Raw genomic sequence first — 23411 nt, 5'->3', positions numbered from 1 at the left:
GATCAAGATTCTCGTGACCACAGCACTGAGGCCCGTGCGGGCAGCAACCAACGGCCCCTGGTCGACCTGGTGGAAGGGGACGCCTTGGGCGGCGTCCCCTTCCGGTCAGCGGCGGGCGGCGGGGGCGCCGACTGGGGTTGGGATGGCTGCGGCTTCCTCGTCGATGTCTACTACCGCGCCACTGAACTGGGCGTTGTAGAGGCGGGCGTACGCGCCGTCGGCAGCGAGCAGTTCCTGGTGGTTGCCCTGCTCGACGATCGAGCCGTCCTCCATCACGAGGATCAGGTCCGCGTCGCGGATCGTGGACAGGCGGTGGGCGATCACGAAGCTGGTCCGGTCGGACCGCAGTGCGGCCATCGCCCGCTGGACCAGGACCTCGGTGCGGGTGTCGACCGAGCTCGTGGCCTCGTCCAGGATCAGCAGTTGCGGATCGGCCAGGAAGGCACGGGCGATGGTGAGGAGCTGCTTCTCACCGGCGCTGACGTTGCTGCCCTCCTCGTCGATCACCGTGTCGTACCCGTCGGGCAGGCTGTGCACGAACCGGTCGACGTACGTCGCCTTGGCTGCGGCCAACATGTCGTCCTCGGCGGCCTCCAGGTTGCCGTAGAGGATGTTGTCCCGGATGGTCCCGCCGAACAGCCAGGTGTCCTGCAGCACCATGCCGATCCGCGAGCGCAGGTCGTGGCGGGTCAGCTCGGTGATGTCCACGCCGTCGAGCGTGATCCGGCCGCCGTTCAGCTCGTAGAACCGCATGATGAGGTTGACCAGAGTGGTCTTGCCGGCTCCGGTCGGGCCGACGATCGCGACCGTCTGGCCGGGCTCCGCGACCAGGCTCAGATCGGTGAGCAGCGGCTTGTCCGGGTCGTACGAGAACGACACGTGTTCGAACTCGACCCGCCCACGCGCATCGGTGACCTTCTCCGGTGTCGCGTCGTCCGGCATCTGCTCCTTGGCGTCCAGCACCTCGAAGACCCGCTCGGCCGAGGCGACTCCGGACTGCAGCAGGTTGGCCATCGATGCCACCTGGGTCAGCGGCTGCGTGAACTGCCGCGAGTACTGGATGAAGGCCTGGACGTCGCCCAGCGACATCGTGCCGGAGGCGACCCGCAGACCGCCGAGGACCGCGATGATCACGTAGTTGACGTTCCCGATGAACATCATCAGCGGCATGATCAGCCCGGAGATGAACTGGGCGCCGAACGCAGCCTGGTACAGCTCCTCGTTCTTCTGCGCGAAACTCGCCTCGATCTCCTTCTGCCGACCGAAGACCTTGACCAGCTCGTGCCCGGTGAACGCCTCCTCGATCTGGCCGTTCAGGGCGCCGGTATGACGCCACTGCGCGACGAACCGCACCTGCGAGCGTTTGGCGATCGCCGCGGTCAGGACCATCGAGATCGGGATCGTGATGAGCGCGATCAGCGCCAGCACCGGCGAGATCACGATCATCATCGTCACCACGCCGATCACCGTGAGCACGGACGTGAGCAACTGGCTCAGTGTCTGCTGCAAGCTGGTCGAGATGTTGTCGATGTCGTTGGTCACCCGGCTGAGCAGCTCACCGCGGGGCGCGCCGTCGAAGTAGCTCAGCGGCAGCCGGTTCAGCTTGGCCTCGACCTCGGACCGCAGGTCCAGGATCGTCCGCTGGACGACGCCGTTCAGGATGTAGCCCTGCATCCAGGACAGGAAGAACGCGCCGACGTACAGTGCCAGCACCCCCAGCAGGACGTTGCGCAGGGCATCGAAGTCGATGCCGACGCCCGGGATCAGATCGATCCCGCCCAGCAGATCCGCGAGCCGTCCGTTGCCGGCCGCCCGGGTCTGCTCGATCACCTGCTCCTTGCTCATGCCGCTCGGGAACTGCTTGCCGATCGCGCCGGAGAAGATGATGTCGGTCGCGCGGCCGAGGATCTTCGGCCCGAGCACCGACAGCGTGACGCTGCTGATGGCGAGCACGATCACCGTACTCACCTGCAGCATCCGCGGCCGCAGCCGGCCGAGCAGCCGCTTCGCCGACGGCATGAAGTTCAGGGACTTGTCGCCCGGGATCCCACCGGGCGGGCCGAACGCGCGGCCGGTGGTCGGCCGCTCGGTTGCCTTCACGGTCTTCGGCGTACCGCCGGCCTCGCCGTTCACCGACGGAGCCTGGCCGTTGGGAGAGGCCGGCGGTGTCTGGTTCTCCTCGCTCATGCCGCCTCCTCCGCGGATTGCTGGGACTCGACGATCTCGACGTACGTCGGACACGTCTCGAGCAACTCGTCATGCGTGCCGTTGCCGACGATCGCGCCGTCCTCGATGACGAGGATCTGGTCGGCGTCGATGATCGTGGACACCCGTTGCGCGACGACCACCACACAGGCGTTCGCCGTGATCGGCCGCAGGGCCGCCCGCAGCCGGGCGTCGGTGGCCAGGTCGAGCGCCGAGAACGAGTCGTCGAACAGGTAGATCTCCGGCTTGCGGACCAGCGCCCGCGCGATCGCGAGCCGCTGCCGCTGACCTCCGGACACGTTCGTCCCGCCCTGCGCGATGGGTGCGTTCAGCCCCTCGGCCATCGCCTCGACGAAGTCCTTGCCCTGGGCAATCTCCAGGGCTTCCCAGAGCTCCTCGTCGGTCGCGTCCGGGTTGCCGTAGCGCAGGTTGCTGGCGACCGTCCCGGAGAACAGGTACGGCCGTTGCGGCACCAGCCCGATCCGCTCCCAGAGCGCCTCCGGCTCGATGTCGCGTACGTCGATGCCGTCCACGAGCACTCGCCCGCCGGTCGCGTCGAACAGCCGCGGCACCAGCGAGAGCAGCGTCGTCTTGCCGGCCCCGGTGCTGCCGATGATCGCGGTCGTCTGGCCCGGCGACGCGACGAAGCTGATGTCGCGCAGGACCGGCTCCGCCGCTCCGGGGTACTGGAACGAGGCGTCCTCGAAGACCAGCTGCCCACGCCCGGTGAAGGTCGTGATCGGGGTGACCGGCGGCTTGACCGAGGAATCGGTGTCCAGCACCTCGGTGATCCGGTCCGCGCAGACCGAGGCCCGCGGCACCATGATCATCACGAACACGCCCATCATCACCGAGAACAGGATCTGGATCAGGTAGCTCAGGAAGGCGGTCAGCGCGCCGACCTGGATAGTCCCGTCCTCGACCCGGGAGGCGCCGAACCACAGCACGGCGATGCTCGACACGTTCAGGATCAGCATCACCACCGGGAAGACCAGCGCCATCAGCCGGCCGGCCCGGATGGCCGTGTCGGTCAGCTTCGCGTTGGCCTCGCCGAAGCGCTCGACCTCGTGCGGCTCCCGGACGAAGGCCCGGACCACCCGGATGCCGGTGATCTGCTCGCGCAGCACCCGGTTCACCCCGTCGATGTTCTTCTGCATCTTCCGGAACTGCGGGACCATCCGGCTGGCGATGAACCCGACCGACGCCGCCAGCAACGGTACGGCGACCGCCACCAGCCAGGACAGCCCGATGTCCTGGCGGACCGCCATGAAGATGCCACCGATCATGGTGATCGGCGCCGCGACCAGCATCGTGCAGCCCATCACCACCAGCATCTGGATCTGGGTGACATCGTTCGTGCTGCGCGAGATCAGCGTCGGTGCGCCGAACTGATTCACCTCGCGGGCGGAGAACTCGCCGACCCGGTGGAAGACCGCGGCACGGACGTCGCGCCCGAACAACGCTGCCGTCTTGGCGCCGAAGTACACGGCGATGATCGTGCAGGTGATCTGCAGCAGGCTGACGGCGAGCATCCAGAGGCCGATGCGCATGATGTACGCGGTGTCGCCCTTGGACACGCCGTTGTCGATGATGTCGGCGTTCAGTTTGGGTAGGTAGAGGGAGGCGATCGTCCCGATCAGCTGCAGGACGACCACCAGGGACAGGTTTCCCGCGTACGGACGCAGGCGCGCACGCAAGATGCGAAGTAACATCAATCTTCCCCAGAGTCGTGATGGCGGCCACCGTCGAGCGCGAACTCGGCGATGTCCTCGGTGGCCAGTGGCTGATCTTGATCGGGACAGCTCACCGCGTCCGGGCCTGTGGTGTGCTTGCGAAGGCCGTCGAACGCGAAGTCGACGATCTCCTCGGCGGTCAGCACGACGCCGCCGGAAATCATTGGGTGGGTGGCCGAGAAGGTGATCAGACCGATCCGCCGGACCACCTCTTCGGGCGAGTAGCGCAGTTGGTCCTGGTCCGGCCGGAGCAGGTCGGCGAACGCGGCGTTGGCCAGGTCGGACTGCCGCTTGCGGCGCGCCTCGTCCATCGGCGTGGTGTGTTTCCACTCCGGCGGCCGGCGCATCCGGAGCGCGAACATCAGCTTGAACACGCCGCGCAGCCGCTTCTGGCCGATGTCGACCGCGGCGATGGTCCGCTCCCGCAGCGGCAGCGAGCGGTCCACCCGCTCCAGCGCCCGGATCAGGTCGGTGGTGTCGAACGCGGTCGCCATCGCGGTCTCGACGAGCGCGTCCTTACTGCCGAAGGCCCGGAAGATGGTGCCTTCGGCGATCCCGGCCGCCTCGGCGATCTGCTTGGTGCTGACGTCCGGACCGAACTCCTCGAGCAGCGGCAGCGCGGCCTCGATGATGGCGGCGCGCCGTTCCTCGGGAGGTAGTGGAGTCGCTCGTGGTGTCACGAGTTCGAGGGTAACTGAGTGAGTACTCACTCACAACCTCGTTCACTCTTTTGGCGCAGACCGGTTCTCCAGCAGCGTGGAAACGCCGTCCAGGAGCCGTTCGAGACCAAACTCGAACGCGTGATCGGAGTCGTACGGCGCGTCGAACTCATTCCCGACCGTGGTCCCGACCCGAGACGCCAGCGGGAACTTCTTGGTGTCGCTGATCCGGTCCAGGTGCGGCACGTGCGCCAGCCACCATTCCTTGTCGGTGATCCCCGATCGTTGGATCACCTGGCGCGCCTCGACCGCCGTACGCACGGCGCCGTGCACGTAACCGTTGACCAGGGCGACGGTCGCGTCCATCTCGAGATCGCTCAGGCCGATCCCCTCGACCGCGGTCAGCTCGTACTCGTACTTGGCCATCACGTTGGGACCGAGCGGCGGGCGGCTGACGGCGACGTGGAGCATCCACGGATGCCGGAGGTACAGCTCCCGGTTCGCCCGCGCGACCTCATCGAGCCCGGCTCGCCAGTCCCCCGGTACGTCGCGGCGCGGCAGCTCGCCGTACACGGTGTCGAGCATGACGTCGAGCAGCTCGCCCTTGCCTGGGAAGTAGCGGTACAGCGTCATCGCGCCGGCACCGACCTCGTCGGCGACCCGGCGCATCGACATCGCGGTCAGGCCCTCCGCGTCGGCGACCCGCAGGGCGGCCTCGACGATCTGGTCGGCCGTCAGCGCCGGCTTGGGCCCGCGGGTCGGCTGCGGCCGGCGGCGCCACAGCAAGTCGAGGCTCTTCGCCGGGTCGCCGCTGCCGCTGTACTCCTGGTTCATGTGCGGGAGTCTCCCGGATTGGCTATAGTCGTGCGGTTACTTCGTACAGCGTACTCAGTTAGGTTTTCAGTTGACCTCAAGCATTGTCGAGGTCCTACGGTCGGGAACTGTCGGTGGTCTCCGGAATCATCGGCTGTCCCGATCGACCGGAAGCGGAGCACAACCGTGAGCATGGAGATGACCGCGTGGAACTCGCTGTACCACGCGATGCACGCCCAGGACGACAAACGCCCGTTCTCGCGGGCCACCCTCAAACGCATCCTGGCGTTCGCACGGCCGCATCGGCGGCAGCTGATCTGGTTCCTGGTGCTCAGCATCGGCGCGGCCGTCCTCGCGGTCGCCACACCGGTGCTGGCCGGCCGCGTGGTCGACGCGATCGTGGGTGGCAAGGCGTTCAGCGTCGTACTGAAGCTGGCTGTGCTGATCGCTGTCATCGCCATCGCCGAGGCGGGGATCAGCATGCTCACGCGTTGGTTGTCGGCGGGGATCGGTGAGGGGCTGATCCTGGATCTGCGGACGGCCGTGTTCGACCACATCCAGCGGATGCCGATCGCGTTCTTCACCCGGACCCGGACCGGCGCGCTGGTCTCCCGGCTGAACAACGACGTGATCGGGGCGCAGCGGGCGTTCAGCGACACACTGTCCGGCGTGGTCAGCAACGTGGTGATGCTCGTGCTGACCCTGGTGGTGATGCTCGGGGTGTCGTGGCAGATCACTGTGCTCGCGCTGATCCTCCTGCCGATCTTCGTCGTACCGGCCCGCCGGATCGGCGCCAGGCTGGCGGGCCTGCAGCGGGAGGCGGCCAACTACAACGCGACCATGAGTACGCAGATGACCGAGCGGTTCTCGGCGCCGGGTGCGACGTTGGTCAAGCTGTTCGGGCGGCCGGCGCGGGAGTCCGCGGAGTTCGCGGTCCGGGCCCGGCGGGTGCGCGACATCGGGGTGCGGACCGCGATGGTGCAGTGGATCTTCGTGACTGCGCTGACGCTGGTGTCCGCGCTGGCGCTCGCCGTGGTCTACGGGTTGGGCGGGTTCTACGCGTTGCGTGGACAGCTCGACGCCGGTGCCGTGGTGTCGATGGCGTTGCTGCTGACGCGGCTGTACTCGCCGCTGACTGCGCTAGCGAGTGCGCGGCTCGAGGTGATGACCGCGCTGGTCAGCTTCGAGCGCGTCTTCGAGGTGCTGGATCTGGAGCCGCTGATCAAGGACAAGCCGGACGCGGGGCGCGTGCCGGACGGACCGGTGTCGGTGGAGTTCGCGGGGGTCCGCTTCGCGTACCCGTCGGCGGACAAGGTCTCCCTCGCGTCGCTCGAAGAGGTCGCCAAGCTCGACACGCGGGGTGGTGTCGAGGTGCTGCACGACATGTCGTTCCGCGCCGAGCCGGGGCAGATGATCGCGCTGGTCGGGTCGTCCGGCGCCGGGAAGTCGACGATCGCGCAGCTCATTCCGCGCTTGTACGACGTCGACTCGGGCGCGGTGAAGCTCGCCGGGATGGACGTCCGTGACGTGTCGGCGGAGTCGCTGCGGGACACGCTCGGAATGGTCACGCAGGACGGTCACCTCTTCCACGACAGCATCCGGGAGAACCTGCTGCTCGCCCGCCCCGAGGCAACCGAGGACGATCTGTGGGATGCGATCTCTCGGGCGCGACTCGGTGAGTTGATCCGGTCGCTGCCGGACCAGTTGGACACGGTGGTCGGCGAGCGCGGCTATCGCCTGTCAGGCGGTGAGCGCCAGCGCCTCACGATCGCCCGACTGCTCCTCGCCCAGCCGCGCGTCGTCATCCTCGACGAGGCGACCGCCGCCCTGGACTCCACCAACGAGGCTGCTGTCCAAGCTGCTCTGACGGAGGCCCTAGCCGGTCGTACGGCGGTCGTCATCGCGCACCGCCTGTCCACGATCCGCGCCGCGGACCAGATCCTCGTGATCGAGTCGGGCCGCATCGTCGAGCAGGGCACCCACACTGCCCTCCTCGCCGCCGGCGGCCGCTACGAAGAGCTCTACCGAACCCAATTCGACCAACCCGGGACTGGGAACGCGGAGGTAGTCACGGTCTGAGGCACGGGTGTGATGTCGTTAGGTTCTGTTTCGGTAGGAGGGCGTCGGGTTGGTGGGTTCGGGGCAGGAGCTGGCTGGGTGTGCAGTGGTGTTCAGGCCGGCGGATCCGCCGCGGGAGAGCCGCGTCGCGTTCTGGGATCCCGAGGGTGGGCCACTCCCCCTCGGCGTCGGTGAACAGACCGAGCTCGACCTGATCGTCGACGCGGCTCCACGCACCGTCCGCGCGATCGAACTCCCGGTCGCCGACGCCGTCCCACTCCTCGGCCGTGCCCGCCAAGCAGCCGGCTCCCACCCGTCGGCAGCCTTCTGGGGAGCCGCAGCCCTGGCCGCGCTTCAACTGGTTGCCCGAGGCAAACTCCTGCCCGGCCTCTCCTCCGCCGGCCATGACGCCTGGCGAGTCGGCCCACTCGACGCCGACGACGTCACCCGAGTCCTCACCCTCGCCGAAGCGATGCCCCCGACCGCCCGCGCCCTCCCCCTCCTCACACCCCAGGACCCGACCACCGGCTCGGCCTCGCCCCAGGACCCACCGCTCGGCTCGCTCTCGGCTCATGCTCCGACCCCGTCCGGCGCCCTCCCGGGATCGGGTGTTGGGGTACGGCTGCCTGTGGCGGAGGAGTTGTTGCGGGAGTTTCTTGATGCGGTGGCGGATGGGATGCCTCGGTCGCCGGCGGCTGCGAAGGCGCACAAGATGGGGCTGTTCGCGGGGGTTGCGCCGCAGCGGGCTGAGCGGTTGCGGTCGTGGGCTGATGAGGTGTCGGTAGGGCTCGACACCGGGGTGCGGATCTCGTTGCGGATCGAGATGGCCGCCGAGTCGCTGGCTTTCAGCGCTGTGGTGCAGTTGCACAGCCTGAAGGATCCGACCTTGGTTCGGGATGCGTACGACGTCTGGGCCGAGGACGTCGCCGGGTTCGGACCACGGGCCCGGATCGACGCCACGCTGGCGATTCGCCGAGCGGCCCGCGTGTGGATGCCACTCGGTCGGTTGCTGGATTCCGCCGTACCGGATCGGATGGAGTTGGCGGATGAGGACGTCGCTGAGCTGCTGGCTGGGACGGCGCAGCGGTTGGCGGCGGCCGGGGTAGATCTGCATTGGCCGCGGAGTCTCGGGCGGGCGCTCACGGCGCGGGCGGCGATCACCTCGGCGGATGGACCGCCGAGCGACCTGCCTGGCTTCTTCGGCGGTGGGGCGACGCTCGACTTCAGCTGGCAGGTTGCTCTTGGCAATGACCCGCTGACCGAGCCGGAGCTGGATCAGCTCGCGGAGGCGACCCGCCCGGTGGTTCGGCTGCGGGACCAGTGGATGCTGATCGATCCCGACCTGGCCCGGAAGGCCCGCGAGCGGATCCTCAAGCCGGTCACGGCGATCGACGCGCTCGGTGTCGCACTGACCGGCAGCACCGAGATCGACGGCCGCCAGATCACGGTCACCCCGACCGCCTGGCTGGACGACCTACGTGCCCGCATCGCCGATCCCGACCGCGTCGACGAACCGATCGACGCGCCCGCCGGCCTGCACGCCACCTTGCGCGACTACCAACTGCGCGGCCTGCGGTGGCTGGCCCGGATGACCTCCCTCGGCCTCGGCGGTTGCCTGGCCGACGACATGGGCCTCGGCAAGACGATCACCCTCATCTCGCTCCACCTCCACCGCCGGCAGTCACCCGGCACCGCAGGCCCCACACTCGTCGTCTGCCCGGCGTCTCTGCTGGGCAACTGGGAGCGTGAGATCCAGCGGTTCGCTCCCGGTACGCCGGTACGGCGCTTCCACGGTTCGTCGCGGTCACTCGACGACGCACGGGAGGGCTTCGTGCTGACGACGTACGGCACGTTGCGGCGGGACGCCGTACGACTGGCTGAACATCAGTGGGGACTGGTCGTCGCCGATGAGGCTCAGCATGTGAAGAACCCGTCGTCCAGTACGGCGAAGGCGCTGCGGACCGTGCCGTCGCAGGCGCGGGTGGCGTTGACCGGCACTCCGGTGGAGAACAACCTGTCCGAGTTGTGGGCGATCCTCGACTGGACGACGCCTGGGTTGCTCGGCCGGCTCGGGACGTTCCGGAGCCAGTGGGCTACGCCGATCGAGGCGGACAAGGACGAGGAGGTCGCGGCGCGGCTCGCGAAGCTGGTGCGGCCGTTCCTGCTGCGACGGCGCAAGTCCGATCCTGGCATCGCGCCGGAGCTACCGCCGAAGACCGAGACCGATCAGCCGGTGTCGCTCACCCGCGAGCAGGTCGTCCTCTACGAAGCGACCGTCCGCGAGCTGATGGCGGAGGTGCAGGCGAGCGACCGGATGGCCCGGCGCGGTCTGATCGTGAAGCTGCTGACCGGGCTGAAGCAGATCTGCAATCACCCGGCGCAGTACTTGAAGGAGCCCGCCGACGCACGGCTGAACGGCCGCTCCGGCAAGCTCGAACTCCTCGACGAACTGCTCGAGACGATCCTCGCCGAGGACGGCGCCGTCCTCGTCTTCACGCAGTACGTCGCTATGGCGCGACTGCTCGAACGCCACCTGGCCGACCGTGGCATCGGCACGCAACTCCTGCACGGTGGGACGCCCGTGGCGAAGCGGGAGGAGATGGTCGAGCGGTTCCAGGCGGGTGAGGTGCCGGTGTTCCTGCTGTCGCTGAAGGCGGCCGGGACGGGACTCAACCTCACTCGCGCCGATCACGTCGTGCACTACGACCGGTGGTGGAATCCGGCGGTCGAGGACCAGGCGACCGACCGTGCGTACCGGATCGGGCAGACCCGCCCGGTGCAGGTCCATCGATTGATTGCCGAGGGCACCATCGAGGACCGGATCGCGACGATGCTGACCACCAAACGCGAGCTGGCCGACGCCGTCCTCGCCACCGGCGAGGCCGCCCTCACCGAACTCTCCGACACCGACCTCGCCAACCTGGTCGAACTCCGCGGAGGTGGCCGATGAGTGAGGCGCGGGGGTTCGGGGCGTTCGGAGCTCAGCGGCGGAGCACTCGGGGGCGGTCCTGGTGGGCTCGGGCCTGGGTGCAGGCGTTGGAGGATACGTCGCTGGATTCGGATCAGCTGCGGAAGGGGCGGCGGTACGCGAACTCGGGACAGGTTGGAGCGATCACGATCAGTCCGGGGCGGATCGCGGCGCTGGTCGACTCGCCCGACGACACCTACGAGGCCGTCGTTCAGATCGATCTGCTGAGCGAGGACGCGTGGCGGAGGTTCCTGGATGAGGTGGCCGCCCGTGCCGGGCACATTGCCGCCTTGCTCGACGGTGACATGCCGCACGATCTGGTTGAGGCTGCGGCCGATGCCGGCGTGGCGCTCTTGCCCGGCATTGGTGACCTCGACCCGACCTGTACTTGTGACGGCTGGGAGCTGCCCTGCCAGCACGCCGCCGCGCTCTGTTATGAGGTCGCCTGGCTGCTTGACGACGACCCGTTCATCCTCCTGCTGCTCCGCGGCCGCTCCCGCGAAGACGTCCTCGACGAGCTCCAAGCCAGAAGCTCAAGAGCCGCCGCGCCAGAAGCGGCCGAGCCAGGCGCATCCCTGCAGGACGTACTCGCGGCGCCGGTACGCGAGTTGCCTGACCTGCCAGATCTGCCGGGGAAGGTGACAGCCGACGAGTTGGCGGTCAGTGGGATCGAGGCCCCGCCCGGCTTCACACCGGCGACCCTTTCGCTGCTGGTCCTCGATGCGTCCCGCCGGGCCCGGGCAATCCTCAGCGCACTCCTGCGCGGTACGCCGGAGCCACAGCCACTCGACGAATGGTCAGACGCCGTCCGGCTTGCCGCTGACTTCCCCGAGCTGACCACGCCGCTGACCGAGGCGACCGGCCGGCCCGAAGCGCTTGCCCTCGGCATCAAAGCCTGGCGGTACGGCGGCGCACCCGGCCTGGACGTGCTCGAACACACCTGGACGCCCGACCCGACCGACATCGCCCGGGCCCGGACCGAACTGCTGGCCGCTGACGACGAGCTCACGCTGCAGGCCAACCACAACCACCTCACGCTCGGCAACACCGTCCAGCTCCGCCTGGATCACCACGGCCGCTGGCATCCGTACGCCCTGATCGACGATCGCTGGACTCCAACCGCACCCGCGACCACCGATCCACTCACGGCGCTGGCCGACGACACGGCCGACCGGTAATTGCCGTGCGACGACGCCGGCGACGTGAGTAGGATCGCGGCAACTTCGGAGGATCGAGGAGGTGAGTTGATGACCGCGCCAACCGGCGCTGCCGTCCGTCCGGCAGCCGGTCCGATCAGTCAACTCACCGTGGGTTCTGCCTGAACCCCCCGCCCGAAAGGGATTTCCGTTGTCTTTCACCTGGAACACCCGCGCCGAGACTCCAGCCGACGTCGACACGCTCCGCGACATCACCCTGCACGCCTTCGGTCGCCAGTTCGAGGTCGACTTCCTCGATGCCCACCGCGCCGACCCGATCGCCTGGCTTCCCGGGTTGTTGATCGTCGCGACCACCCCCGACGACAAGCCCGTCGCCTACTCGCTGCTGACCCGCTGCCACATCGGCGGCATCCCGGTCCTGTCACTGGGGCCGGTCGCCGTGCTCCCGGCCTACCAGAAACAAGGGGCCGGGAGCGCTTCGGTCACGGCAGCCCTCGCCACTGCGCGTGATCGTGGTGAGCAGAGCGTTGTCGTGCTCGGTCATGCGGACTACTACCCGCGATTCGGGTTCCGGCAGGCGACCGAGTTCGGCGTCCATCACCCGCAGTACGACGGGCCGAACCTGATGGCGCTCGCGCTCGACGGGCACGCCGTACCGGCCGGCGATCTGACCTACCCGGTCACGACCTGACCCGCGCCCGGGGCCGTCGGAGGCCGTGCGGAAGCCTCCGGCGGCCCGGGCGGCGGTCGGCGTTGAACGTTCGGCAAGCTGTACGGCGGGAACTCGTAAAAGGTTCAGTCAAACTCGCCGAATCACTTGCGCATGTGCCTTGTATACATGAAACAGTCGTCGAGACCGCCTACCCAGGAGTTCCGCCATGACTCGTCGACTTCCGTTCGCACTGAACCGCTCCAGCTGGAGCAACCGCCGCCGTGCGGTGGCCGGAGCCGTGGCGGGGGTGATCGCGCTGGCGCTCACCGGGACCGCCTGCTCCCCTGTCGAACCCGCCGGCAACGACACGAGTGGCGCGAGCCAGTCGCCGACCGGGCAGGACGTGTTCGGCGACCCGGCCGACGCGGCCCAGGTGAAGCAGGGCGGCACGCTCACGGTCGCGCTGTCCGCCGACCCGGACAAGCTCGACCCGACGCTGTCGCGCAGCCTGTACTCGCGGTATGTCTTCCACACCATGTGCGAGAAGCTCTACGACCTCGGCCCGGACGCGAAGATCGTGCCGCAACTGGCGACCGCGCTGCCGACGGTCTCGGCGGACGGTCTGAGCCTGACCATCCCGCTGAAGCAGGGCGTGAAGTTCGCTGACGGCGGCACGCTCGACTCGAACGCGGTGAAGATCTCGATCAACCGCGGTCTGACGCTGGCCGGTTCCGGCCGGAAGAGCGAGCTCGGCCCGATCACCTCGGTCGAGACCCCGGACCCGAACACCGTGGTGATCAAGCTGTCGAAGCCGTTCGCCCCGCTCACCGCCGCGCTGGCCGACCGGGCCGGCATGGTGCTCAGCCCGGCCGCGGTCGCCAAGCTCGGCGCGAACTTCTCCACCGCGCCGGTCTGCGTCGGCCCGTTCAAGTTCGCCAGCCGGGTCGCGCAGAACTCCATCAAGGTGGTGAAGGATCCGCTGTACTACGACGCCGCCAAGGTGCACCTGGACGCGATCGAGTACCGGATCATCACCGACTCCAGTATCCGCTCGGCCAACCTGAAGTCCGGTGACGCGCAGGTCGCGGACTCGCTGTCGACGCAGGACGCGCCGTCGCTGCAGAAGGACAGCAGCATGACCGTGCTGCAGTCGCAGTCGCTCGGGTACCAGGGCCTGACCATCAACATCGCGAACGCGAACGGCATCGGCAACCCGCTCAAGCAGCTCGACACCCCGATCGCGAAGGACCCACGGGTCCGCCAGGCACTCGACCTGTCGATCGACCGCGCGGCCCTGGTGAAGTCGATCTTCAACGGCCTGAGCACGGTCGCGTGCTCGCCGATCTCGCCGAAGAGCGAGTTCACCTCCGACGCCGCGCAGGTCTGCCCGGCCCATGACACCGCGAAGGCGAAGCAACTGCTCGCGGATGCCGGCGTGACGACGCCGTACAAGGTCACGATGATCACCTCGAACAACCCCGACAGCCTGCGGCTCGCGCAGGCGCTGCAGGCGATGGTGAAGGAGGGTGGATTCGACCTGGTGATCAAGCCGGTCGAGTACGCCGCGTTGCTCGACCAGCAGGACCGCGGTGACTTCGAGCTCCTGCAGCTCGGGTGGTCCGGGCGGGTCGACCCCGACGCGAACACCTACAACTTCGTCGGCACCACCGGCAGCCAGAACGTGGCCGGCTACAGCAGCCCCGAGGTCGACAAGCTCCTCACCGACGCCCGTCAGAACACCGACAAGGCACAACGGATCAAGCTGTACGGCGACGTCGTCACGAAGCTGCAGCAGGCCGACCCGCTGATCTACATGTACCGCCAGCGCAACCTCACCGGCGTCAGCAAGAAACTCCTCGGCATCCAGGTCTACCCGGACGGCGTGATCCGGACAGCCTTCGCAGGCTTCGCGAAGTGAGCGCTTCCTCCGGTTCGCCCGCCTTCGGCGGGCGGATGACGACGAGCGAGAGGAGGTGGGGTTCGTGCGACGGTATCTGCTCAACCGGTTGTGGCAGTCGGTCGTGACGTTGATCCTGGCAACGATCGTCGTGTTCACCGGCGTCCGCGCGCTGCCGGGTGACCCGGCGCTCGCGCTCGCCGGTGAGGACCGGGATCCGGAGTCGCTGCGGGCGATCCGGCAGCAGTACGGGCTGGACAAGTCGGAGCTGGTGCAGTTCTGGCAGTTCGTCAGCCATGCGGTCCGGGGCGATCTGGGGCAGTCGATCCGGACCGGCGAGCCGGTCCGGACGATGATCGTGAGCGCGTTGCCGGTGACGATCGAGCTCTCGGTGCTGGCCATCCTGGTGGCGAGTGTGATCGGCGTCGGCGCCGGCGTGGTGGCCGCCGTACGCCGGGGCGGCCCGGCCGAATGGGCGGCCAACGCGCTCGCGCTGCTCGGCCTGTCGGTGCCCAACTTCTGGCTCGGGCTGATGGCGATCCTCTACCTGTCCGTTGCCTTGGGCCTCTTTCCGGCGTCCGGCTTCGTACCGTTCTTCAGCAACCCGGTCGACAATCTGCACCACCTGATCCTGCCCGCGCTGATCCTCGGCACCGGCCTGGCCGCGGTGATCATGCGCCAGACCCGATCGTCGATGCTCGACGCGCTGAGCGCCGACTACATCCGTACGGCCGAAGCGAAGGGGCTCGCGCCCCGCGCGGTGATCGGCCGTCATGCCCTCCGCAACAGCCTGATCGTCGTCGTCACGATCGTCGGCCTCCAGCTCGGCGCGCTCATCTCCGGCGCCGTCGTCACAGAGCGGATCTTCGCGCTCCCCGGCTTCGGCAAGCTCACCGTCGACGCCGTCTTCCAGCGCGACTATCCGGTCATCCAGGCCGTCGTCCTCGTCACGGCGACGGCGTACATCGTCATCAATCTGCTGGTCGACCTGCTCTACTCGGTGATCGACCCGCGGATCCGCGTTCGGGGTGATGCGTGATGGCCGTCGCCGAAACCCTCACCACCAGCCCGGCACTGCGCAGCAACCGCAGCAAAGTCGTACGCCGGATGCTCCGCAATCCGCTCGCGATCACCGGACTCGTCGTCCTCTGCATCGCGATCATCCTCGCCGTGTTCGCCCCCTGGCTCGCACCGCACGAGCCGACCCAGACCCATCTCGACAATGCCTTCGCGCCACCCGGGACGGCCGGCTACCTTCTCGGCACCGACGACCTCGGCCGCGATGTGCTCTCCCGGATCATGTTCGGGCTCCGAGCGTCCCTGCACGTCGCGCTGCTCGCGGTCGCCACCTCACTCGTGATCGGCGTACCGCTGGGTCTGATGGCCGGTTACTTCCGTAGGATCGACGCGCTGATCTCGCGGTTCACCGACCTCGTCCTCGCGTTCCCGTTCCTGATCCTGGCGGTCGGGCTGGCGGCGATCCGCGGCGCGAGTCTCGGCAACGCGGCGATCGCGATCGGTATCGCCCAGATCCCGGGCGTGATCCGGATCGTCCGGTCCGAGACGCTGCGGCTGAAGTCGCTCGACTTCGTCGCGGCCGCGATCGTCGAGGGCGCCGGCGATCCGTGGGTGCTCGGCCGGCACATCCTGCCGAACGCGGCCTCGGTGATCATCGTCCAGGCGACCGTCGCGCTGCCGGCGGCGATCCTCGGCGAAGCGGTGCTGTCGTTCCTCGGGCTCGGCATCCAGCCGCCGGCGCCGAGCCTGGGCACGATGCTGTCCGACGCGCAGCAATTCGCGTCGCGGGCGCCGTGGGCCGCGGTGATGCCCGGCCTCGCGATCATGCTGCTGACGCTGGCGTTCAACATCGTCGGCGACAGCCTCCGTGACGCGCTCGACCCGAAAGCGAGCCGCCGATGACTGTATCGACGAATGGGCATGTCCTCGAAGTCAGCAATCTGTCCGTCACCTTCCGGACCGAGGACGGCCTGCTGTCAGCCGTCGACCGGGTCAGCCTGGAGGTCGGTGACGGTGAAGTGCTCGCCGTGGTCGGCGAGTCCGGCTGCGGCAAGAGCGTCACCGCGATGAGCCTGGCCGGCCTGCTCCCCCGGACCGCGACCGTCGACGGCTCGGTCAAGCTCGACGGCGTCGAACTGATCGGCGCCGGCAAACGCACGCTCCGGTCGATCCGCGGCCGCGAGGTGGCGTACATCTTCCAGGAGCCGATGACCTCGCTGAACCCGGTCTTCACCGTCGGCCACCAGATCGGCGAAGTCCTCCGCACCCACGTCGGCGTCAGCCGCCAGGCCGCCCGGGATCGCTCGATCGAACTGCTCAAGCTCGTCGGGATCCCGTCCGCCGAGCGCCGGGTCAGCGACTACCCGCACCAACTCTCCGGCGGGATGCGCCAGCGCGTGATGATCGCGATGGCGGTCGCCTGCGATCCCAAGGTCCTGATCGCCGACGAGCCGACCACGGCCCTCGACGTCACGATCCAGGCCGGCATCCTCGACGTACTGCGTGGACTCCGCGAACGACTCGGCACCAGCATCGTCCTGATCACCCACGACCTCGGCGTGGTCGCGGACCTCGCCGACCGGGTGGCTGTCATGTACGCCGGACGCGTCGTCGAGACAGCCGAGGTGCACGACCTGTTCGCGAATCCGCAGCACCCGTACACAACCGGCCTCCTCGGCGCATCACCCGCCGCCGGCCGCCATGCCGAGACGCATCGCCTCAACGAGATCCCAGGCCTCGTGCCCGTGCTCGAGGAGCAGCCCGACGCCTGCACCTTCGCCGACCGCTGCCCGCGGGCACTCGACACCTGTACGACGTCCCAGCCAGAACTGACCGGTGGTCCGCACCGGGTCGCGTGCTGGAATCCAGTCAGAGAACCAGTGGAGGTCTGATGACTGTGCTTTTGGCCGGGCCTTCGGCGCCGGCAGTGTCATGGGGCCTTGGTTCCCGGCCTTCCCTCGTCGCTCCAGTCGCTTCGCTCCCTGCGCTCCTCAGTCCAGGCCGGGAGGCCCCATGACCGACGTACTCGCCTTAGAAGTCGAAGATCTGGTCATGCATTTCGGGCCGGTTCGGGCGGTCGACGGTGTGACGCTGCGGATCCGTCAAGGGTCTGTCGTCGCACTGGTCGGTGAGAGCGGCTCCGGAAAGTCGACGGTCGGCCGGTGCATCGTCAGACTGCTCGAACCGAGCGGTGGGACCGTCAGACTCGCAGATGCCGACATCACCCACCTCAACCGCAGACAACTCCGACCGCACCGGCGAGACGTATCCATCGTGTTCCAGGACCCGGCCGGCTCGCTCGACCCGCGGCTGTCGGTCGGAGACATCGTCGGCGAACCACTCCGGCTCATGCGCCGCAAAGACATCCCGGCCAAGGTCGCAGAGGCACTACGCCGCGTCGGACTCCGGCCTGAGGTTGCACAGCGCTCACCACACGAGTTGTCCGGCGGTCAGCGCCAGCGAGTCAGCATCGCCCGTGCACTGATCTCAGAGCCGCGGCTACTCGTCGCGGACGAGCCGACGAGCGCACTGGACGTCTCAGTCCAGGCAGCAGTGCTCAATCTGCTCGCGGACCTCCAACGCGACCTGGGCTTCGCGTGCCTGTTCATCACCCACGACCTCTCCGCCGTCGAGTACCTCGCCGACGAGGTCGCAGTGATGTATCTGGGCCAGTTGGTCGAGCAAGGCCCACGATCCCGCATCTTCGGCGCGCCTGCTCACCCCTATACCCAGGCACTCCTGTCGGCGGCGCCCGTACCCGACCCGACCGAGCAGCGGGCGCGCAAGCCGGTCCTGCTCGGTGACGACCTGCCCTCCGCGATCGATCCGCCGTCCGGGTGCCGCTTCCACACCAGATGCCCGGTCGCGATCGACACATGCCGGACAGTCGTGCCGGAGTCGCGGGTAATCGGAGAAGGTGGACACCAGGTGGCTTGTCACCTCGTGAACGACGACGGCACCGGACCAGACGTACGCAGAGTCGAAGAAGGAGTTACTCGATGAGGTTCACCACCCGGCCCACCTTGCGCGGCACGTTCGGGATGGTCTCGTCCACGCACTGGCTGGCGTCGCAGTCGGCGATGCGGATCCTCGAGCTCGGCGGCAACGCGTTCGACGCAGGCGCCGCCGCCGGGTTCGTGCTGCACGTGGTCGAGCCGCACCTCAACGGACCCGGTGGTGAGGTGCCAGCGATCATCGCGACCGCTGACGACCCGACGCCGCGGGTGCTGAGCGGCCAGGGCGTCGCTCCGGCCGGTGCGACGATCGAGCACTATCGGTCACTCGGTCTGACGCTTGTGCCCGGTTCCGGACCGCTCGCGGCCACAGTGCCCGGCGCTGTCGACGCATGGCTGCTCCTGCTGCGTGATCACGGCACGCTGCCGTTGCGCGTCGTACTGGAGCCTGCTGTCGACTATGCGCGCAACGGTCACCCACTGGTGCCGCGGGTCGGTGACACGGTCAACACTGTGCAGGACCTGTTCGAGGAGCACTGGCCGACGTCAGCCGCGCTGTGGCTGAAGGACGGGCGCCCGCCGACCGGCATGTTCCGCAACGAGGCGTACGCCGCAACCCTCGAGAAGCTCGTGACCGAGGGCGAGGCGGCCGGCGCGGACCGGCAGGCGCAGATCGAGCAGGCCCGGAAGACCTGGCGGGAAGGGTTCGTCGCGGAGGCGGTCGACGCGTTCTCCCGGCTGCCGCATCGCGACTCCAGTGGTGCGGACCACGGCGGCCTGATTACCGGCGACGACATGGCTGCCTTCCAGGCGAGCTGGGAGGAGCCGGCCACGCTCGACTGGAACGGCTACACCGTCGCCAAGACCGGGCCGTGGGGCCAGGGACCAGGTCTGCTGCAGTCGCTCGCCGTACTGGCCGAGCTGGGCGACGTCGACCTGGACAGTGCCGAGGGTGTGCACACGACGGTCGAGGTGATGAAGCTGTCGTACGCGGACCGCGAGGCCTGGTACGGCGACGACGCCGACGTGCCGCTGAAGACGCTGCTCTCCCCCGCATACGCCGCCGAGCGCGCGAAGCTGATCGGTCCGGACGCGAGCCTGGAGCTCCGGCCCGGTCGCCCGGACGGCCGTCAGCCCGTCCTGCCTTCGATTGCCGTCGGCAACGATCAGGGCGACGCGACGACGGGAGAGCCGACCGTTTCGTCCGTCGGTGAGACGCGTGGCGACACCTGTCATGTCGACGTGATCGACCGGTGGGGCAACATCATCTCCGCGACGCCGAGTGGCGGCTGGTTGCAGTCGTCGCCGACGATCCCGGAGCTCGGCTTCTGCCTCGGGAGCCGGGCGCAGATGTTCTGGCTCGAGGATGGACTGCCGGCCTCGCTCGCGCCTGGCAGGCGTCCGCGCACCACCCTCACGCCGACGTTGGTCCTGCGCGACGGCCGGCCGGTGATGGCCTGTGGCTCACCCGGTGGCGACCAGCAGGACCAGTGGCAGCTGCTCTTCCTGCTGCGTCATCTCGGGCAGGGGATGGATCTGCAGGAGGCGATCGACGCGCCTGCTTGGCACACGACAGGCTTCCCGTCGTCGTTCTACCCGCGCGCGACCGAGCCGGGTGGTCTGGTGATGGAGAGCCGACTCGGCACCGCCGTACGCGATGAGCTGGTACGACGCGGGCACGCCGTCACCGAGACCGATGCGTGGAGCCTCGGCCGGTTGTGCGCCGTACGCAAGGAACCTGACGGTGTGCTGGCGGCCGCGGCCAACCCGCGCGGGATGCAGGGCTACGCGGTCGGACGCTGAGTCAGCGCGGCCTTGGCGGCGGCTTCCACGTGTTCGCGCGCCGCTGTGGTCGCGGCCGCCGGGTCGCGGGCTTCGATCGCCTCGACCAGGTGGATGTGTTCCTCCCACGAGTGCGGTGCGCGCTGGGCGGCGCCGACGCGGAAGACCCAGTGCACGTGGTGATACATCGCGGCGGAGATCGAGAGCAGCCAGCGGTTGCCGCTGACCTCGATCACCCCGCGATGGAACGCGCTGTTCAGCTCGGCGACCAGGTCGAAGTCCTTCGCATCGGTCGCCGAGCTCGCCTGATCGAGCAGACGGCGCAAGTGGGCCATGTCGTTCGCCGTCGCCCGCTCGGCCGCGAGTCCGGCGGCGAGAGTCTCCAGCTGCTCGCGTACGGCGAACAGGTCGCGAACCGCGGTGTCGTCGAGCGTCGCCACCACCGCACCGCGACGGGGCAGGATCTGGACGAAGCCTTCGGCCTCCACCACACGCAACGCCTCGCGCACCGGATTGCGCGACACCCCGAAGTCGTCCGCGAGCCGGGTCTCGGTCAACCGCTCGCCCTGCGCGTAATCACCGTCGACGATCCGCCGGCGCAATTCCGCGAGTACCTGCTCGCGTAAAGCGACATGGTCGGCACCGATCGTGCGCACCTGGCCCCCACTCGGCTGCTCCACCCCAGGCTCCTCTCCCCGCTTCGCTTCGCGCCACGCTAGCCGATCGATCAGGCGTCGGCACGTGATCCCGGCGCGGGGTTATCTTGTCGGCTTGAGCATCAGACTGACTCCACTGACGGATCCCGACTACCGGCCGTGCAGCCGCCGGATCGCCTGGCTCGCCGCGGACGCCGACGGCAACCCGATCGGGTCCGCGTTCCTCCGGCTCAACAGCCGCGAGAGCCAAGCCCACCTGGCCGAGCTGCAGCTCAACGTCCACCCGGCCGAACGCCGCCGCGGTGTCGGCTCCCGGCTGCTCGAAGCGGTCGTCAACGCCGCCCAGGACCACGAGGCCCACACGCTGCTCGCGGACGCGACCGCCGGCTCCCCCGCCGATCATTTCCTCCAGCACCACGGCTTCGCGATCGGCCTGACGCGCGTCTCCGGTTGGACGATGCGACTCCCGCCGTACCGGATGTTCCGGGCTATCACCTGATCTCATGGCGAGGCGTCGTACCGGACGAGTTGGCGCAGACGTTCACGGAGGCGCGGACCGGGATGAACGACGCGCCTTCCGGGGACATCGCGTACGGCGAGGATCCGTGGGACGTCGAGCGGACGCGGTACGCCGCTCGGGTCATCGAGGAACGCGGTGACCAGCTGACCACTGTGGCGGCCGTGGACGACGCCACCGGCGCGATCGCCGGCTTCACCGAACTCGTCGTACCGGGTGACGGCAAGGGCGACGCCCAGCACTACGGCACCGCCGTACTCCCCGCACACCGAGGCCACGGCCTGGCTCTGTGGATGAAGGCTGAGCAGATCCTCCAGACCCGCATCCACTTCCCCGACCTCGACGCCCTCCTCACCGACACCGTCGACACGAACACCCCGATGCGCCGCACCAACACCCACCTCGGCTACAAACCCACGGGAGCCGTCCACCGCCGCACCCTGGACTTGTAACAGTCGGCTACTGGCCGAGGATCTTTTGGACTGCGGCTGTTGTGATCGGGTGGTAGCCGGGGCGGGCCTTGGCGAAGACTTCGGCGGCGAAGGCTCGATCGGTGCCGGCCAGGGCCTGGTAGACGGGGAGGACCAGCTTCATCCGGCCGACCTTGGTGAGGAATTCGGCCAGTTCGGCGTACGACGCCTCGTAGCTGCTGGCGGCAACGATCTGGTACCACCGCCGGGCGATCTCGCCGTTCGCCGTGCCGGTCAGGCCGAACGCGCGATCGAGCTGCTGCAAGAGCAGCGGGCTGAGTACGTCGGGGGCCGCGTCGAGGAACCGCAGCCACTCCTGCGTGGTCCACCGCTCCGCTCCGGCCGGGAGCTCGCCTGTCGTCAGCCACCGGTCCCGGGCCTCGTCGACTGCCTGGAAGCGCTCCGACACCGCCCGGCGGGCAAACGACGGGATCCCCGGCTCGTTCAGCCACGCCGAGATCTCGGCCTCAGTCACGACCCCCGGGTGCGGTTCGAGCAGGTGCTCCTGCAGATGCGCGACGAAGTCGTCGCTGTTGATGCTGCGGAACGCGTACCGGTCGAAGTACCCGCGCAGGAACGGGTCAAACACCTCGCGCGAGAACCGCTCCTCCAGCCACGACAGGAACCACGAGCCCTTGAGGGGCCCGGTCGACGTCGTCCCGTGGTACTCCGAGTGGTGGTTCAATCCTGGCAGCTCAACGGCCAGCTCGGCCGGGGTCAGCGGGTCCAGCTTCACGACCGTGGCGTGCTGCTTGATCGCCGTCTCCATCTCCGCGAACTCGGCGCCGTAGACCGCCTCGACGATCCGGTTCTCGACGTACGACGTGAAGCCCTCGTTCAGCCAGATGTCGTCCCAGCTGTCCTGGGTGACCAGGTTGCCCGACCAGCTGTGCGCGAGTTCGTGCGCGACCACGCTGACCAGAGACTTGTCCCCGATCACCACGGTCGGCGTCGCGAACGTCATCCGTGGGTTCTCCATCCCGCCGTACGGGAAGGACGGCGGCAGCACGAGCAGGTCGTAGCGACCCCAGCGGTACGGGCCGAAGAGTTCCTCGGTGACCCGCATCATCTCTTCGGTGTCGGCGAACTCGGTCGCCGCCCGCCGCGCCATCTCCGGCTCGGCCCACACCCCGGACCGCTCGCCGATCGGCTCGAACACCAGGTCGCCCGCGGCGATGGCCAGCAGGTACGACGGGATCGGCTCGGGCATCACCACGTCGTACGAGCCGGTGCGGCGCGACGTCGTACCGTTGTCGGCGCTCATCAGCACCATCAGCTCGGGCGGAGCGGTGACGTGGGCGGCGTAGCTGAACCGCACGCTCGGAGTGTCCTGCACCGGCACCCAACTCCGGGCGTGGATCGCCTGCGACTGGCTGAACATGAACGGCATCACGCCACCCGCCGTCATCGCCGGCTCCAGCCACTGCAGACCGGTTGCGGTCGGTGCGGTCCGGTAGCTGACCCGCACGCGCTCATGCTGAGCGGTGCGAATGGTCAGCGCCGAGCCGAGCTCCTTGTCCGGCACCGCCAGGCTGTACTCCAGCGCTTCCCAGCCGTCGCCGGTCGCGCCCTCGACCGCGACAACGGTCAGGTCGCGGGTGTCGAGAACGAGCCGGTCACCGGTGCCCGTCCAGGCCAGCGTGTGCGTGGCGCTGCCGGCCAGGACCTTCGCAGCGAAGTCCAGCTCGAGGTCGAGCTCGAGATGGGTGGTCCGAACCAGGGCAGGTTCGGCGTAGGAGTGGCGATCGTGCGTCACGGATTACTCCCCGAGTCAGGTGTCCGGGGAACAGTACCCACGCCACAGCCCGATCAGGCGGCCATTCTGAGCCAGCCGCACCATGGTGCCAAAACCCTGGTTTGATCCTGACGCCGG

At 68.6% G+C, this 23411-nt stretch carries 18 protein-coding genes; 12 read left to right on the top strand and 6 right to left on the bottom strand.

The genetic code is table 11. The features are described from left to right. Window positions 1-105: 105 nt before the first annotated feature. The 4 genes from OG555_RS34880 to OG555_RS34865 are packed head-to-tail and all read right to left on the bottom strand — an operon-like array spanning window position 106 to window position 5431. Window positions 106-2187 (bottom strand): ABC transporter ATP-binding protein, encoded by a 2082-nt coding sequence (locus tag OG555_RS34880; RefSeq protein ID WP_442914457.1) that lies wholly within the window; start codon window positions 2185-2187, stop codon window positions 106-108. After that, window positions 2184-3917, bottom strand: coding sequence for an ABC transporter ATP-binding protein (locus OG555_RS34875; RefSeq protein WP_329477003.1), 1734 nt, complete (start codon window positions 3915-3917; stop codon window positions 2184-2186). The genes OG555_RS34880 and OG555_RS34875 overlap by 4 nt, the downstream gene beginning before the upstream one ends. After that, window positions 3917-4618, bottom strand: a complete 702-nt coding sequence (locus OG555_RS34870) for a TetR/AcrR family transcriptional regulator (protein ID WP_329477001.1) — start codon at window positions 4616-4618, stop codon at window positions 3917-3919. Before OG555_RS34870 ends, OG555_RS34875 begins: the two co-directional genes overlap by 1 nt. 42 nt (window positions 4619-4660) lie before the next feature. Further along, window positions 4661-5431: a TetR/AcrR family transcriptional regulator gene (locus OG555_RS34865; protein ID WP_329476999.1), complete on the bottom strand. Its 771-nt coding sequence runs from the start codon at window positions 5429-5431 to the stop codon at window positions 4661-4663. 177 nt (window positions 5432-5608) lie between these two features. Here OG555_RS34865 and OG555_RS34860 point away from each other — a divergent pair, with 177 nt between their 5' ends. The 10 genes from OG555_RS34860 (at window position 5609) to OG555_RS34815 (ending at window position 19916) form a co-directional block, all read left to right on the top strand. After that, window positions 5609-7489, top strand: coding sequence for an ABC transporter ATP-binding protein (locus OG555_RS34860; protein ID WP_329484914.1), 1881 nt, complete (start codon window positions 5609-5611; stop codon window positions 7487-7489). Between the two features lie 88 nt (window positions 7490-7577). Further along, window positions 7578-10418: a DEAD/DEAH box helicase gene (locus OG555_RS34855; RefSeq protein WP_329476997.1), complete on the top strand. Its 2841-nt coding sequence runs from the start codon at window positions 7578-7580 to the stop codon at window positions 10416-10418. Further along, the gene (locus OG555_RS34850) at window positions 10415-11614 is read left to right on the top strand and encodes an SWIM zinc finger family protein (RefSeq protein ID WP_329476995.1); all 1200 of its coding nucleotides are present in this window, start codon (window positions 10415-10417) and stop codon (window positions 11612-11614) included. Before OG555_RS34855 ends, OG555_RS34850 begins: the two co-directional genes overlap by 4 nt. Before the next feature lie 169 nt (window positions 11615-11783). Continuing rightward, entirely contained in the window at window positions 11784-12284 is a 501-nt protein-coding gene (locus tag OG555_RS34845) for a GNAT family N-acetyltransferase (RefSeq protein ID WP_329476993.1), read from the top strand. A 187-nt stretch (window positions 12285-12471) separates the two neighbouring features. Next, window positions 12472-14163, top strand: a complete 1692-nt coding sequence (locus tag OG555_RS34840) for an ABC transporter substrate-binding protein (RefSeq protein ID WP_329476991.1) — start codon at window positions 12472-12474, stop codon at window positions 14161-14163. A 64-nt stretch (window positions 14164-14227) separates the two neighbouring features. Then, window positions 14228-15181, top strand: a complete 954-nt coding sequence (locus OG555_RS34835; RefSeq protein WP_329476990.1) for an ABC transporter permease — start codon at window positions 14228-14230, stop codon at window positions 15179-15181. Further along, window positions 15181-16062: an ABC transporter permease gene (locus tag OG555_RS34830; RefSeq protein ID WP_329476988.1), complete on the top strand. Its 882-nt coding sequence runs from the start codon at window positions 15181-15183 to the stop codon at window positions 16060-16062. Before OG555_RS34835 ends, OG555_RS34830 begins: the two co-directional genes overlap by 1 nt. After that, window positions 16059-17051 carry an ABC transporter ATP-binding protein gene (locus OG555_RS34825; RefSeq protein ID WP_329476986.1) on the top strand — a complete coding sequence of 331 codons (993 nt, stop codon included), beginning with the start codon at window positions 16059-16061 and terminating at the stop codon, window positions 17049-17051. The genes OG555_RS34830 and OG555_RS34825 overlap by 4 nt, the downstream gene beginning before the upstream one ends. A gap of 121 nt (window positions 17052-17172) precedes the next feature. Further along, the gene (locus OG555_RS34820) at window positions 17173-18162 is read left to right on the top strand and encodes an ABC transporter ATP-binding protein (protein WP_329476984.1); all 990 of its coding nucleotides are present in this window, start codon (window positions 17173-17175) and stop codon (window positions 18160-18162) included. Further along, the gene (locus OG555_RS34815) at window positions 18159-19916 is read left to right on the top strand and encodes a gamma-glutamyltransferase family protein (protein WP_329476982.1); all 1758 of its coding nucleotides are present in this window, start codon (window positions 18159-18161) and stop codon (window positions 19914-19916) included. Before OG555_RS34820 ends, OG555_RS34815 begins: the two co-directional genes overlap by 4 nt. Here OG555_RS34815 and OG555_RS34810 read toward each other — a convergent pair. Beyond that, window positions 19898-20575, bottom strand: coding sequence for a GntR family transcriptional regulator (locus tag OG555_RS34810; RefSeq protein WP_329476980.1), 678 nt, complete (start codon window positions 20573-20575; stop codon window positions 19898-19900). The genes OG555_RS34815 and OG555_RS34810 overlap by 19 nt on opposite strands. A gap of 91 nt (window positions 20576-20666) precedes the next feature. On the opposite strand from OG555_RS34810, the gene OG555_RS34805 reads away from it, so the two are divergent. Together OG555_RS34805 and OG555_RS34800 are read left to right on the top strand one after the other, a co-directional pair. After that, window positions 20667-21050, top strand: a complete 384-nt coding sequence (locus OG555_RS34805; RefSeq protein WP_329476977.1) for a GNAT family N-acetyltransferase — start codon at window positions 20667-20669, stop codon at window positions 21048-21050. Next, window positions 21002-21520, top strand: a complete 519-nt coding sequence (locus OG555_RS34800; protein ID WP_329476975.1) for a GNAT family N-acetyltransferase — start codon at window positions 21002-21004, stop codon at window positions 21518-21520. The genes OG555_RS34805 and OG555_RS34800 overlap by 49 nt, the downstream gene beginning before the upstream one ends. A 7-nt stretch (window positions 21521-21527) precedes the next feature. Here OG555_RS34800 and OG555_RS34795 read toward each other — a convergent pair whose 3' ends face one another. Beyond that, a complete protein-coding gene (locus OG555_RS34795; RefSeq protein ID WP_329476974.1) occupies window positions 21528-23294 on the bottom strand; it encodes a M1 family metallopeptidase in 1767 nt (588 codons plus the stop codon). Window positions 23295-23411: the final 117 nt, after the last annotated feature.

It is taken from the genome of Kribbella sp. NBC_01484, assembly GCF_036227145.1.
Classification (GTDB): Bacteria; Actinomycetota; Actinomycetes; order Propionibacteriales; family Kribbellaceae; genus Kribbella.
The sequence above is the reverse complement of the archived record's forward strand: the minus strand, read 5'-3'. Positions and strand labels throughout refer to the sequence as shown.

Excerpts from the sequence above, each read along its gene's own strand:
- OG555_RS34880 (WP_442914457.1), bottom strand. The coding sequence starts at position 2,187 with ATGAGCGAGGAGAACCAGACACCGCCGGCCTCTCCCAACGGCCAGGCT.
- OG555_RS34875 (WP_329477003.1), bottom strand. The coding sequence starts at position 3,917 with ATGTTACTTCGCATCTTGCGTGCGCGCCTGCGTCCGTACGCGGGAAAC.
- OG555_RS34865 (WP_329476999.1), bottom strand. The coding sequence starts at position 5,431 with ATGAACCAGGAGTACAGCGGCAGCGGCGACCCGGCGAAGAGCCTCGAC.
- OG555_RS34860 (WP_329484914.1), top strand. The coding sequence starts at position 5,609 with ATGACCGCGTGGAACTCGCTGTACCACGCGATGCACGCCCAGGACGAC.
- OG555_RS34850 (WP_329476995.1), top strand. The coding sequence starts at position 10,415 with ATGAGTGAGGCGCGGGGGTTCGGGGCGTTCGGAGCTCAGCGGCGGAGC.
- OG555_RS34840 (WP_329476991.1), top strand. The coding sequence starts at position 12,472 with ATGACTCGTCGACTTCCGTTCGCACTGAACCGCTCCAGCTGGAGCAAC.
- OG555_RS34830 (WP_329476988.1), top strand. The coding sequence starts at position 15,181 with ATGGCCGTCGCCGAAACCCTCACCACCAGCCCGGCACTGCGCAGCAAC.
- OG555_RS34825 (WP_329476986.1), top strand. The coding sequence starts at position 16,059 with ATGACTGTATCGACGAATGGGCATGTCCTCGAAGTCAGCAATCTGTCC.
- OG555_RS34820 (WP_329476984.1), top strand. The coding sequence starts at position 17,173 with ATGACCGACGTACTCGCCTTAGAAGTCGAAGATCTGGTCATGCATTTC.
- OG555_RS34815 (WP_329476982.1), top strand. The coding sequence starts at position 18,159 with ATGAGGTTCACCACCCGGCCCACCTTGCGCGGCACGTTCGGGATGGTC.